Below are 14,435 nucleotides of genomic sequence, written 5' to 3' on the forward strand. Positions count from 1 at the left end.
AATCGCCAATACTTTATTTAAATATAAATTGAGGGAAGAGATTGTCGATGATTCAATTACAAGTATATGAAAATGTTATTCGTTTTAAAGAGGATGTTATACCATTTTTAGAAAAGAATGAGCAGGAGAATAATTTGCTATTAGGTGTATTACAAGTTGCTGAAGAGCCGATGTTTATGGCGGCAGCGAAACAAGGGGAAGAAGTTACGATTGTATTTCTTCAAACAGTGGAGAAACAAGTTATTGTAGCTACATTTGAAATTTCAGAAGAGGCTATAGTGGAACTTGCAAAGCAATTAACGAATGTATATCCAGATATTCCTGGATTGATTGGTAATAAAAAAATCGTACAGAAATTAGCTGAAGAGATTGCGATATTAGAACAGAAAAAAACTACACTTGGAATGGAACAAGGTGTATATAAATTAAAACAAGTAAAGAAGAAGTGGAGCGGAGATGGAATTTTTCGAGCAGTAAATAGTGATGAGCTGCCATTAATAGAACAGTGGATATATCAATTTTGCGAAGATGTGAGGCTTCCTACTACGAAAGAAGAAGCAAAACAAACCGCACATACATTAATCACTAATAGTCGTCTATTTGGTTTGGAAGTGGACGGAAGGTTAGTTTCCGTAGCTGCAAAAACACGACCAACTAAAAATAATATAACAGTTAATTTTGTATATACGCCGAAAGAAGCAAGGAAAAAAGGATATGCATCCAAATGCGTAGCCGCACTTAGTCAACGTATGTTAGATGAAGGTTACGAAACGACTACACTGTATACTGATTTAGCGAATCCGACATCTAATAAAATATATCAAGAAGTTGGTTATGAGAAGATTATGGATTCTGTGCTTATATTTATTGAAAAGTAAAAAGGCACGCTATGAGCGTGCCTTTTTACTTTTCATCAATTCGAATAACCTCGCCTTGCGGAAATTCCTCAGTTTCTAGTAAGTTACGAATAGCTTTCGAAACATATTCAGGTGACAGCAGTTTTCCTTCTTCTTTTAGTGCGATGAAACGGTCTAAATTTGTGAAGTCTTCTTTATTTGTTTCACGAATTTGTGCTTGCATATTTGTATCAACAACACCTGGCGCAAAAGCGACGATTTTTACAGGGAATTCTTTTTCCGCTTCTTCAGTAGCTACGCACTGTGTAAACATATTTACACCAGCTTTCGTTGTACAATAAGCACCCCAGCCAAAGTAAGGATTTTTTCCTGCACCAGATGAAATGTTTATAACACGTTTATCTATTTTCCAGCTTTTCGTATGTTTCATGAAAGTGGATGTAAGAATCATAGGTGCGATTAAATTAATTTGAACGTTCGTAATCAATAGTTCGCTTTCTGACTTTTCAATGGGCTTCATTGGTGCAACTGTGCCCGCATTATTAATTAAATGAATAGATGAGACAGTGCCTTCGTCAATAGATGAAAGAATGTCATTAAAATGAATTTCTAAATTATGTACATCTTGAAGGTCTACGGAATGGAAAATACAATTGCTGTTATATTGTTCTGCGAGTTTAGTAAGCTCTTTATTTTCTCTTCTAGAAATAGAGATGACGGTTGTATTTTCTTCTAATAATTGTGTGGCGATTGCCTCACCTAAACCTTGTGAAGTTCCTGTTATGATAACGTAGCGCATAGTGTAGTAAACTCCTCTCCATATATGTGGAATTTTGTTGGACAACGTACATTGTATAGTTTGTCTACATTTTATAGTATAGAGCACTTTTTACTATAAATGAAATGAGATGATTGTGTGCCTTTTATGAATCGCTTTACAACAACAGTAACTGGTGCCGTCACGTTAACTGGGAACACATTAGGACTAAGTCCTACATCGCCTGCACCAAATAATAACTTCGGTACGATTGATGTATTTACAACGGTAAATACATCGCTCCAAGTACCTGGATTCCCAGCAGGAACAACGAATGACTGGCCATTAAATTCTTCAAGTGCAATTTTGAATCTTCCGGCAGGGAGTAGTATTTTATACGCAGAACTAGTATGGGCCGGCACATACCGGACCGATACAGAGGATGTTTCAGCTTTTTTAAATGATAACATTACATTTACAACACCGGCAGGAACGTTTTCTGTTACACCAGATCCTGCAACTGCGCAGCAAGGTTCAGTAGGGAACCAGTTTTATTACGTACGTTCAGCTAACGTAACGAATCTTGTTAACACAGGGGGAGCGGGAACATATACAACGGGTGCTGTACCGGCTACAAGAACTTCTGCTGATCCAACAGTCAGTCGTTCAGCTGGTTGGACGCTTGAGGTAGTTTATCAAAATACAAGTTTACCACTTCGGAATTTGTCAGTGTATGCAGGTCAAGAAATTATTGATGCTTCATCACCACCAGTTGATGCTACTATTTCAGGTTTCGCAACTCCATCTACAGGTTCTGTTACAGGAAGAGTACTTGTAACTGCTCAAGAAGGTGATTCTAACATTGTTGGAGATCAGCTTCGCTTTGGACCGAATGCAAATGCTACAGTCGCATTATTCGGACCGAGAAACCCCGCGAATAATTTCTTTCAATCACAAATTTGTAATGATAGTGGCAATCTAGATACAAGCGGCACATTTGGAGATTTGAATCAGCCGTTAGGAATCGCTTTAGCGGTCCGAAGACAAGGGTGGGATATTACGAACGTAGATGCCTCATCTTCTTTAGTGAACAATCAGACGTCAGCAACTGTTCGCTTTGTCACAAATGGAGATGGATACGCTGCAGCTGGTTTTGGTGTTCAAATTGATGCGACAGGTCCAATCATTAATCCTGTTAAATCGGTTAATAGGACAGTTGCAGGAGTAGGGGATACTCTCACCTATACGATTACGGTCCCGAACACAGGAACAGGAAGTGCAGAAAACGTTGTATTACAAGATAGTATTCCGAACGGAACGACATTTGTAGCAGGTAGTGTAACGGTAGGTGGAGTAACACAACCGAGTGCGAATCCAGCGAATGGAATTAATTTAGGTACAATCCCAAATAACACGCAAAGAATTGTTACATTTCAAGTTCGAATAACATCGTTCCCGAACCCAAATCCTATTCCAAATCGTGCAATGGTGTCATATCAATTCCGTCCTTTTGTCGGTAGTCCCCCTATTACAAGTACGTCTTCTTCAAATACAGTACAAACGACAGTGAATCAAGCAACTATAAGTATGCAAAAATCTGTGGACCTACAGACGGCAACGCTTAATGACGTATTAACGTACACAGTTAATGTCACGAATAATGGGAATGTCACTGCAAACAATGTTATTTTTGTTGATAGTATCCCTGCAGGAACAACATTTGTCGCAAATAGTGTTACGGTAAATGGAGTTGCACGTCCAGGAGCGAATCCATCAAGTAGTATTAATCTTGGAAGTATTAATGCTTCACAAACGACTGTAGTGCGCTTTCAAGTTCGAGTAACATCTAATCCTCTTGTAAATCCAATTCCGAACCGCGCGAGTGTGACATTTAACTTTACTCCAGTGCCTGGTCAACAACCAATTTCAGGTCAAGCGACAAGTAATACTGTATTTACTACTATTAATATAGCTGATCTAAGAACGAGAAAAACAGTGGATAGAGCTTTTGCGACAGTTAATGACGTTCTTACGTACACCGTTACAATTGAAAATACAGGAAATGTACTTGCGACAAATGTTATTTTTCAAGATCCGATCCCAACTGGAACGACTTTTATTCCAAATAGTGTGACTGTAGATGGGGTTTCACAGCCTGGAGCAAATCCTGCGACTGGGTTTACGGTAGCGAATATATCTCCCAGCGGAAGTAGGACAGTGACTTTTCAAGTACGAGTCACATCTACGCCATCAGGCGGTACGATTGCGAATCGTGGAAATGTATCTGCTAATTTCGTCGTTAAACCAAATCAGCCGCCAGTAACGATTAATAGACAAACGAATACTGTAGTGACACAAGTTAATACAGGTGGTTTAAATGTAATAAAAGAAGTGAATACAACGCAAGCGGCAGTAGGGGACACTTTAACATACACGATTGCCGTCCAAAATACAGGAAACGTTCCGTTAACAAATGTGTTTTTCCAAGACACTATTTCTTCCGCTGTTTCTTTCGTTGCAAATTCTGTAACGATTAATGGAGTACCGCAAAGTGGATTGAATCCGAATACAGGATTTTCTCTTCCAAATATTCCTGCGGCTCAAACCGTTGTAGTCACATTTGACGTATTAATTGTACAGGATCCAGAAAATGAAGATATTTTAAATCAAGCAAATGTGACAGCAAGTTTTCAAGTGAATCCGAGCGAACCGCCAGTAACAATCAATGTTCCGAGTAATATTGTGAATACAACTGTACAATCAGGGAATTTTGAAGTTGTGAAAGCAGTGAATACGGATGTTGCAACGGTAGGGGATGTTTTAGTATATACAATCGAAATCATAAATGCAGGTAGTGTACCAGCTACAAATGTATTTTTCCAAGATTCAATTCCGCAAGGGACTTTATTTATTGAAAACAGTGTATTTGTTAATGGTGTTTTACAAGAAGGGGCAGATCCAGAGCTTGGATTCCCATTAAATAATTTGCCTACTGGTGCGAGTGTAATTGTTACTTTTGAAGTATTAATTGATGAAATTCCCCAAGGAAATAATGTCGTAAATAATGCGAATGTAACTGGAGATTTCCTTGTAAATCCAACGGAGCCACCGATTACTGTAACAATACCAAGTAATACTGTTATGACAGTCGTGAATTCTTCAGGGTTAAATGTAATGAAAAGTGTAAGCGCTACTGAAGCAGGTGTAGGAGATACGTTAACGTATACAGTTCGTATACAAAATAGTGGAACAGTAGCAGCAACAAATGTATCATTCCTCGATCCAATTCCATCTGGAACAACGTTTGTAGCAAATAGTGTAACAATAAATGGAACACCTCAACCAGGTTTAAACCCAACAACTGGATTTCCACTTGCCAATATTCCAGTAGGAGGGATGGTAACAGTTGCTTTTCAAGTGACAATCACGAGTGTGCCACCAAATAGAGTTCTTCCGAATAATGCAAATGTAACTGCTGATTTTCAAGTAAGTCCTCTGCAGCCACCAATTACAATTGTAACGATTAGTAATATTGTTGTGACACGAGTGAATGTAGGATCAATTAATGTAATAAAGAGTGTAAACACACCGCAAGCAGGTGTAGGAGATACGTTAACGTATACGATTCTCATTCAAAATACAGGAACTGTTCCTGCAACGAATATTATTTTTCAAGATCCGATTCCTGTTGGAACTGCGTTTGTAGCAAATAGTGTTACGATAAATGGAGTTGTTCAGCAAGGCGCGGATCCTATGGCAGGTTTCCCAGTACCAAATATTCCGGTCGGACAAACGGCTACAATTACGTTTCAAGTAACAGTGATGAGTGTTCCGAGCGGTGGAAATATTAGAAACCAATCGAACGTTACTGCAAGTTTTCTTATAAATCCAGCTAATCCTCCAATAACGACTGTTACGAATAGCAATTTCGTCGTGACGCAAGTAAACACAGCGCAGTTAAATATACAAAAATCTTCATCTGTACAACAAGCAGCACTTGGAGAAACTTACACGTATTCTGTTGTCATTCGAAATAACGGCACAGTACCAGCGACGAATGTTTCTTTCATTGATCCTATTGCACCCGAAACAACATTTGTCACAAATAGTGTAACGATAAATGGAACGCCTCAACCTGGATTTGATCCAAATGTTGGTTTTCTACTTCCTAATATTGCTGCTGGGACATCAGTGGCAGTAACGTTCCAAGTTACAGTAGTTGCGCCATCCACGCGCGGAGCAGTATTAAATACGGCATCTGCTACAGCCACTTTCTTATTAAATCCTTTACAACCACCTGTAACAACGACAAATTCAAGTAATACGACAGTAGTTACAATACCGTTACCTCCTCCTGGTGAAGTAACAGCAACAAAAACAGTTGACGTTGCAACTGGGGCTGTTGGAGATGTATTAACGTATAGCGTGCTAATTACGAACATAGGAATTATACCTGTTACAGATGTACTCTTCCAAGATGTCATTCCGGAAGGAACGACATTTGTCGAAAATAGTGTAACGATAGGTGGGGTTCAGCAATTCGGTTTAAATCCAGAAATAGGATTTACAGTTACTCCGTTATTAATTGCTGGTGGAAGTATTACGGTAACATTCCAAGTGACGATTACAGAAATTCCAGATAATGAAGTCATATTAAACGATGCTGACGTTACATTTACTTCACAACCGAATCCGCAGGAACCACCGATTACGGAAACGATATTAACGAATTTAGTCGTTACGACAATTAATATAGCGTTTATTTTTCCGTTAAAATTAGTAGATAAAGAAGTAGCGACTGTAGGAGAAATTTTAACGTATGATGTATTGATTTTTAATTTTGGAACAGTGGCAGCGACGAATGTTCAATTTATAGATACTACTTCCGCGGGTGTAGCATTTGTACCAGGAAGTGTGAGCATAAACGGGGTATCGGCACCAGGATTAGATCCTTTTATTGGTTTTACAGTCCCAGATATACCTGTAGATGATTTTGTACTTGTCACATATCAGGAGATGGTAACGAGCATACCAGAAGGTGGTACAGTTGTTAACTTTGTAGACGTTACCGCTACATTTGCTGTAAGTGAAACAGAACCGCCTATTACTGAAACGACGACAAGTAACACGACATTAACAGAAATAAATGAATCTGGTTTGAATGTATTAAAATCAGTAAGTCAGCCGATTGTTGCAGTAGGCGATACAATCACCTATACGACAGTAGTTCAAAATACAGGGACAGTGACAGCAACGAATGTTCAATATAGTGATGTATTACCTTCCTCTATAGCATTCGTGCCGAATAGTGTAACGATAGGTGGTGTGATACAACCTGGGTTCAATCCTAATAATGGATTCCCACTTCCAGATATAAATCCAGGGGGAAGTGTAGAAGTCACATTCCAGGTAACTGTTGTTAGTGTTCCATCAAACGGAACAATTGCCAATACGGCAAATGTTACTGGAAGCTTTATATTAGTACCAGGAGAACCACCAGTTATAGTAAATCAGCCAAGTAACACAACGCTCACAACTGTAAATAGAGGACGCTTTAATGTTATTAAACAAGTCAATAGAGCTGCTACCTTAGTTGGAGATGTATTAACGTATACAGTGCAAATAACGAATACAGGAACAGTAACAGCTAACGATGTTCAGTTTATTGATACGATTTCAGCAGGAGCGTCATTTATACCAAATAGTGTAACGGTAAATGGAGCCCCGCAACCCAACTTAAATCCGATTACTGGATTTGGAGTTGGAGATATACTCGTTGGTGAAACGGTTATAGTGACGTTTCAAGCGACAGTTACAACCATCCCGTCATCAGGAACAATTACGAACGTTGCAAATATAACAGGAAGCTTTACTTTAGTGCCAGGAGAGCCACCTGTTGTAGTAACTGAACCGAGTAATACGACGATAACAAGGGTAAATAGAGGTAGATTTAATGTTATTAAATCAGTAAATAAACAAGCAACACGATTAGGAGATACGTTAACTTATAGTGTGCAAGTTACGAATACAGGAACGGTACTGGCGACGAATGTTCAGTTTATCGATGTTCCATCCGCTAGTTTAGAATTTGTTCCTGGAAGTGTACAGATAAATGGGATTCCACAAGTAGGTTTAGATCCTTTCGTAGGCTTTTCATTACCAAATCTTGCAGTAGGAGATAGCATACTAATCACATTTGAAGTAAATGTAATCGTAATTCCACCTTCTAGTAGCATTATGAATACAGCGAGAGTAACTGGTGATTTCGAATTGATTCCAGGAGAACCACCGTTTACAATTACGAATTCAAGTAATACGACAGTCACACCAGTAAATAGAGGCAGTTTAGATATGCTGAAAGAAGTAGATCATTCAATTGTTGGAGTAGGAGAAACGGTAACGTACCGTGTTCGCATATTAAATACTGGTACGGCTGATGCAATGAATGTTCAATTTATTGATGTACTATCTCCGGAAGCTGTTTTTGTACCAAATAGTGTAACGGTAAATGGAGTAGCGCGTCCAGGAGTAAATCCACAGGTTGGATTTACGATTTTAGACATTCCAGTCGGTGAGACGGCGATTGTAACATATGAAGCTACGATTACGAGTTTTCCAGATGGTGGTACAGTAGTGAACGTTGCTGGGGCATCAGCAGAATATATTTTAGTACCAGGAGAGCCGCCAGTTACAGTGATGGACACGAGTAATACAGTTATTGTAACGGTAAATACTGCAATCTTATTTGTTGCAAAAGGAGCAAACTTTGAAGTAGCAATGGTAGGAGATGTTGTCACTTACGGAATTGCTGTTATAAATGATAGTACAGTTCCTGTGACGGATATTGTTTTAACAGATATCATTGATCCAAATACGTTATTTATAAATGGCACGGTAACGGTAAATGATGTACCTTTTCCATTTGCCAATCCGAATACTGGTATTCCGTTAGGTGATTTTCAACCAAATGATGCGGCAATTATTAATTTCCAAGTTGTAATAACAGGAGGGCAAATAAATAATTTAGTTACAAATACTGCTAAAGCGAATGGGCTCGCAACTGTAAATCCGAATGAGCCGCCTGTAGTAGTTGAAGGCGATAGTAATACAGTTGTTATCCCGTTTATTCCTCAAAATGTCTCAACGACAGTCGTAAAAACGGCAGATCTTCAAACAGCAACAATTGGAGATGTCATTACGTTTACGACAGTCATTACAAATACGGGGGATACTGTCATACAAAATATTCGTTTTCAAGATATGTTAGATAGCAGTTTTCGATTTGTTCCTGGAAGTGTAACTGTTGATAATACGCCAGTGCCAAATGTAAGCCCAGTATCAGGGTTTCTTATAGGAAGTTTAAATCCAGGTGAAGCACGGGCAGTTTCGTTCCAAGTAGCAGTTCAGAGTGCACCAAGTGGTTCAGGAAATTATATTAATCAAGCGAATATTCGCTTTGAACATCAAGTAGGTACAATATTACCACCTGTTACACAAATAATAGAAAGTAACATGGTTGTCATTCCATTTATTCCAACGATAGAACAAATTTGTGAAACAAACTTTAATTGTTTAGATAAAATTCCATTTCACTGTTCTCCGTGTAATCAGTTGCAAATAAATAAAAAGTAAATATAAAAAGAGCATCCTGAAAGAATAGGATGCTCTTTTTTATGTGTATCAATCATGTAGATTCTTTTTCGGGTGAGGTAAAAAATTCGTTGGTTTTGTTGGAGAGTAGAAATGGAATAGCTCCTTTTATGACAGAAATATCCCAGTCCCACCATGCAAGTTTTTCTAGTTTTTCAATGGTTTCTTGCGGGAAACGATATCGAACTAGTTTTGCAGGATTACCAGCGACAATTGCATATGGAGGTACGTCTTTTGTAACTACACTTTTTGCACCAATAATGGCCCCGTTACCAATTGTAACACCAGATAAAACGCAGGATTGATAACCAATCCATACATCATTGCCGACTATGATATCACCTTTTGAAGAAGGGTGACCAGTAATATGTGCTCCTTCTTCGAAGAGGACATTAAATGGATAAGTCGTTATCCAATCAGCACGATGTTCACCGCCAAGTATGAAAACGACTTCTTCTCCTAATGAACAAAACTTACCTATTTTTAATTTCGTTTCATCATTCCAAGAAAAAATAGTTGGACCTACTTTACTATAAGTATAATCACCAATATCATATTTACTATATTCAGGCTTTTGATTTAAATATAACATAATTATTTAGCCCCCTTCCCCAATCAAGCAATAGGTATGGAATATTATATGCAAGGTGAGGTAAGGTGAACTGTGTTGTATGAATTGATAATGTGCAAAGTATATTAGTAGGCAAAATGAATAAAAGGGAGTGGAATGTATGAGGTACGAAATGGGATTATATAATAAACCTTTTCAGTCAATTCAATCAGGAAAAAAGGTATATGAAGTACGCTTATACGATAAAAAACGTCAACTTATAAAACAAGGCGATGAAATTGTATTTACGAACTTTACGACAGCAGAAACGATGGCTGTAAAAGTAACGGAGATAAAACGATATGAGAGTTTTAAAGAGATGTACAAACAAATTGATAAAAAATTATTTGATTGTGAAAAACTTAGTATAGAAGAAATGTTAGAAAGTACATACGAAATATATACGAAAGAACAAGAAAAAGAATGGGGAACAGTTGCGATTGGTGTTGAGGTAATAAAGTGAGAAGAAATCGCGGTGCAGCTATTATTGTACAGGACGATAAAATCGCTCTTATAAAACGTGTTCGAGAAGGTGAGATGTATTTTGTTTTTCCAGGCGGGGGAATTGAAGAAGGAGAAACACCTGAAGAAGCAACGAAGCGAGAGGTTTATGAAGAATTAGGGGTACATATACAAGTGGAGCATTTGATTGCAAAGGTGGAGTATAAAGGTACGGAGTATTATTATAATGCTCATATTACAGATGGAGTTTTCGGAAGTGGTACAGGTGAGGAGTTCGAGCTGAAAGATAGAGGGAGTTATATTCCTTTATGGATGCCGATAAATGAGTTGCCAAATGTAAATATAAAACCGTATGATGTGGCCCAAAGTGTATTCGATTATTATAGAGAATAAGGTCTGACAACATACAAAAAAAACCATTGACATAGTCTTCTGATTTAAGTATTGTATTCGAGTATGTTTATAATCAGGAGGTTTATATGAGCAATCAAACTACTACACATCATGTGAAAATGACAACAGCAGATCCATCTGGAATTGGTCTATTTGGATTAGCGATGGTAACACTTGTAGCATCATCTCAAAAGTTAGGCTTAACAGATGGCGTTTCACTTGTATTACCATGGGCAATCTTTTTAGGAGGATTTGCACAAATCTTTGCATGCATTCACGATGCAAAGCATAACAATACGTTCGGTACAACAGCATTTGGTGCGTACGGCCTATTTTGGTTAGGTGTTGGAATGACTTGGTTAATTCAACTTGGAGTATTTGGCGAAAAATTAGCCCAAACTGCAGATTCAAAACAGCTTGGTGTAGCCTTTATCGGATACTTGATTTTCACGATTTTTATGACAATTGGTGCAATGGAAACACATAAAGTATTATTTATGATTTTCGTCCTTATTGATTTCTTATTTATCGGTCTTTCATTAAGTACTTTAGGTGTTATGCCGCACGCAATGCATAATTTAGCAGCGTATTCTGAACTATGTATTTCATTACTATCTTTCTATGGTTCAGCAGCAGCTGTGTTAAATACACACTTCGGAAAAGTTGTATTACCAGTTGGAAAACCATTTGGTATTTTTAAAAAGTAATAAAGAAGAACAGATGATTGTATAGTCATCTGTTCTTTTTTTATGGAATTAAATAAAATAGCAAAAAATATAATTGAAATTGATTCTCATTATTAATATAATGAGAATGAGAATCATTTATTGTAAGAGGGGGATGCCAAAGTGGCGAAAATTTTAATAGCGTATGCAAGTATGTCAGGGAATACAGAGAGTATTGCTGATTTAATTAAAGTAAGTTTAGATGCCTTTGATCATGAAGTAGTATTGCAAGAGATGGAAGGTATGGATGCTGAAGAATTATTAGCTTATGATGGAATCATTTTAGGATCTTATACGTGGGGTGATGGTGAATTACCATTTGAGGCGGAAGATTTCCATGATGAGTTAGAAAATATAGATTTAACGGGTAAAAAAGTGGCTGTTTTTGGATCAGGTGATACGGCGTATGAACTGTTTTGTGAAGCGGTAACGATATTTGAAGAACGTCTTGTAAAATGCGGGGCAGAACTTGTACAAGAAGGATTGAAAATTGAATTAGCTCCAGAAGATAAAGAAGACGTTGAAAAATGCAGTGATTTTGCAATTGCTTTTGCCGAGAAATTCTAAGAATGGGAGTGTCAACGTGGAAACAATGTTAAGTGCAACTGCTATTACAAAATTAAGAGATGGAAAACTTATGTTAGCTACTACATATGATGGCTTATTTATTGAACAAGACGGAGAATGGAAACAGATTTTAACTGGATTCCAAAAACGAATTCGGGATTTACATAGTGAAGATAACGTAGTTTACGGAGTAGGAGACGAAGGAGTTTTTATTCGTAGTATGAATGGTGGAGAAACGTGGACGATCCAGCGCTTTCCAACGAAAGCAACGAGCTGGAATGTATGTAGTAATGAAAATGGAACAGTAATTGCTCATGGAGATAAAACACTGTATCATTCTAATAATTTTGGTTCCACATGGGAGACTATTCAGCCATTTCTTAATTATGGTAGCGAGGCACCATCTATTCGATCATTATTTTTATATAAACATTACTTATTTATTGGTACGAAAATACATACTAAGTATGGTGGTGTTTGGCTTTTTGATTTAGAGACACGTAAATTAAAAAGGATTAAAATAGCGATGAATCAGATGATTTCTGCGTTGACTATACATAATTCCTATTTAGTAGCGGCAAGTGGATCGTGCAGGGGAATTAGCGGGAATATTTCTTTTTGTAAAATAGATGAGAGTATTGAGAATGAAAAAATATGTTGGCATACATGTCAAAGTGAACAAAAAGCTAGTAGTTATTTAGATTTAAGTGTAGATCAACATGTGTTATATACAACGTCAACGCAAAATAAGGCGGGAATTAGCAATGTTTGCCGTGTGCTTCTTGAAGAAGGAATTGTTACAGTATGTGATTCGGTTAAAGGGCATGGTTGGCGCATTGTTAATGAAAAAGAAGGCTATGTTGTAGCGGGATCAGGTGAATTAAAAGCGATGCAGTGGAAGAAAAAAGCTGTATAGCTTAAAAAAAACTTTACTTTTATTATATTGATATGATATAGTTACTTTAAACCATTTTACTTTTAATAATATAGAGATTTAAATGAGCTGTAACTTCCGAGGAGGATAGCAATGTTAAATCTCCTCTGGGGTTGCAGTTTTTTAATATATGAAGTATTATTGTAAAGTGGTTGAAAATGAATATGTACATATAGGTACATTGTAGGAGGATTTTTTAAATGCAAAACGGTAAAGTAAAATGGTTTAACGCAGAAAAAGGTTTCGGTTTCATCGAAGTTGAAGGCGGAGAAGACGTATTCGTACATTTCTCAGCTATCCAAGGCGACGGCTTCAAATCTTTAGAAGAAGGTCAAGAAGTTACTTTCGAAGTAGAACAAGGTAACCGTGGACCTCAAGCTACAAACGTAAACAAGAAGTAATTATGAAAAAAAGAAGGGCTTGCCCTTCTTTTTTTTTGCGTTTTTTTGGTGAATGAATGTCCTCCTATGTATATTTGTGAATAAGACTGAATTTTTGTTTTATATTTAAGTTTATTAAATGTATAAACTGTATGTATAAATAGATACTGAAAATAAAGAGAAGCTGTTAATTAGGCTTTTCATATTAATAGGAATTTAGAAAGAGGTAAATAAATTGAAAAATGCTACACATTTCATTGTGTTTGATATTGAAAGGAATTTTAGGCCGTATAAATCGGAAGATCCGTCAGAAATAGTTGATATTGGAGCTGTAAAAATAGATGTGAGTACAATGAAGATTATTGGAGTATTTTCAGAGTTAGTAAAACCAAGTGCTCCATTAACTCGTCATACAACAAAATTAACTGGAATTACAAAGAAAGATTTAATTGGTGTAGAGAAGTTCCCTCAAATTATAGAGAAATTTATTAAGTTTATCGGAGAAGATTCTATATTTATTTCATGGGGAAAAGAAGATTATCATTTTCTATCTCACGATTGTACATTACATGGTGTAGAATGCCCATGTATGGAAAAAGAGAGCAGATTTGATGTGCAAAAATTTGTTTTCCAAGCGTATGAAGAATTATTTGAACATACACCAAGTTTACAATTTGCAGTGGAGCAGCTTGATTTAACGTGGGAAGGTAGGCAACATCGTGCTTTCGCAGATGCTGAAAATACAGCAAATATATTTCTTAAAGTATGTGGTGAGAGAGATATTAACAAACGATATAAAAGACATGGTGAGCTTGAACTTGTAAAGAACGGAAAACTAACAGAAAAAGCGAAAAAAAAGATGCGAAAATGGGCATTTAAAGAAATGAAAAAAAGTGCAGAGCGTCCTTTTGTATGGAGTGCATTTGAAAGTAGTGACACGTGGGAAAGTATAACGGAAAGATATTATATAAGTGAATCTGCAGTAGAACTTCTGAAAAAACACTTTCCTACGGCGGTGAGAAAAGCGGAAAGGCAGCTTAGGTATTTGGCTGAGATGGAGGAGAATGCAGAGGTTAAATGACATTCTCCTCCATCTTTAA

At 37.1% G+C, this 14,435-nt stretch carries 11 protein-coding genes; 9 read left to right on the forward strand and 2 right to left on the reverse strand.

Annotated features, from left to right (window positions below):
- The first annotated feature begins 47 nt into the window (after positions 1 to 47).
- Positions 48 to 878, forward strand: coding sequence for a GNAT family N-acetyltransferase (locus QCI75_RS10015; protein ID WP_353760370.1), 831 nt, complete (start codon positions 48 to 50; stop codon positions 876 to 878).
- 25 nt (positions 879 to 903) lie between these two features.
- On the opposite strand, the gene QCI75_RS10020 is transcribed toward QCI75_RS10015, so the two are convergent.
- On the reverse strand, positions 904 to 1,656 hold the full coding sequence (locus tag QCI75_RS10020) for a (S)-benzoin forming benzil reductase (protein WP_144503754.1): 753 nt from the start codon (positions 1,654 to 1,656) through the stop codon (positions 904 to 906).
- Positions 1,657 to 1,773: 117 nt separating this feature from the next.
- Here QCI75_RS10020 and QCI75_RS10025 point away from each other — a divergent pair, with 117 nt between their 5' ends.
- Positions 1,774 to 9,246, forward strand: coding sequence for a DUF7507 domain-containing protein (locus QCI75_RS10025; RefSeq protein WP_353760371.1), 7,473 nt, complete (start codon positions 1,774 to 1,776; stop codon positions 9,244 to 9,246).
- A gap of 52 nt (positions 9,247 to 9,298) precedes the next feature.
- Here QCI75_RS10025 and QCI75_RS10030 read toward each other — a convergent pair whose 3' ends face one another.
- Positions 9,299 to 9,856: a CatB-related O-acetyltransferase gene (locus QCI75_RS10030; protein WP_144503750.1), complete on the reverse strand. Its 558-nt coding sequence runs from the start codon at positions 9,854 to 9,856 to the stop codon at positions 9,299 to 9,301.
- Positions 9,857 to 9,995: 139 nt separating this feature from the next.
- Between QCI75_RS10030 and QCI75_RS10035 the strand changes: the two genes are divergently transcribed.
- From QCI75_RS10035 to QCI75_RS10065, 7 genes are all read left to right on the forward strand, one after another.
- A complete protein-coding gene (locus QCI75_RS10035; protein WP_144503748.1) occupies positions 9,996 to 10,337 on the forward strand; it encodes an ASCH domain-containing protein in 342 nt (113 codons plus the stop codon).
- On the forward strand, positions 10,334 to 10,729 hold the full coding sequence (locus tag QCI75_RS10040; RefSeq protein ID WP_144503746.1) for an NUDIX hydrolase: 396 nt from the start codon (positions 10,334 to 10,336) through the stop codon (positions 10,727 to 10,729). The genes QCI75_RS10035 and QCI75_RS10040 overlap by 4 nt, the downstream gene beginning before the upstream one ends.
- Before the next feature lie 86 nt (positions 10,730 to 10,815).
- Positions 10,816 to 11,436, forward strand: coding sequence for an acetate uptake transporter (locus QCI75_RS10045; RefSeq protein ID WP_000070943.1), 621 nt, complete (start codon positions 10,816 to 10,818; stop codon positions 11,434 to 11,436).
- Positions 11,437 to 11,577: 141 nt separating this feature from the next.
- Positions 11,578 to 12,021 carry a flavodoxin gene (locus tag QCI75_RS10050; protein ID WP_001062757.1) on the forward strand — a complete coding sequence of 148 codons (444 nt, stop codon included), beginning with the start codon at positions 11,578 to 11,580 and terminating at the stop codon, positions 12,019 to 12,021.
- Positions 12,022 to 12,037: 16 nt separating this feature from the next.
- Positions 12,038 to 12,937, forward strand: coding sequence for a WD40/YVTN/BNR-like repeat-containing protein (locus QCI75_RS10055; RefSeq protein WP_144503744.1), 900 nt, complete (start codon positions 12,038 to 12,040; stop codon positions 12,935 to 12,937).
- Between the two features lie 218 nt (positions 12,938 to 13,155).
- Positions 13,156 to 13,356 carry a cold shock-like protein CspB gene (gene cspB / locus QCI75_RS10060; RefSeq protein ID WP_001179147.1) on the forward strand — a complete coding sequence of 67 codons (201 nt, stop codon included), beginning with the start codon at positions 13,156 to 13,158 and terminating at the stop codon, positions 13,354 to 13,356.
- A gap of 214 nt (positions 13,357 to 13,570) precedes the next feature.
- Positions 13,571 to 14,416: an exonuclease gene (locus QCI75_RS10065; protein WP_144503742.1), complete on the forward strand. Its 846-nt coding sequence runs from the start codon at positions 13,571 to 13,573 to the stop codon at positions 14,414 to 14,416.
- The last annotated feature ends 19 nt before the right edge of the window (positions 14,417 to 14,435 follow it).

The organism is Bacillus cereus group sp. RP43 (genome assembly GCF_040459645.1).
GTDB lineage: Bacteria > Bacillota > Bacilli > Bacillales > Bacillaceae_G > Bacillus_A > Bacillus_A mycoides_C.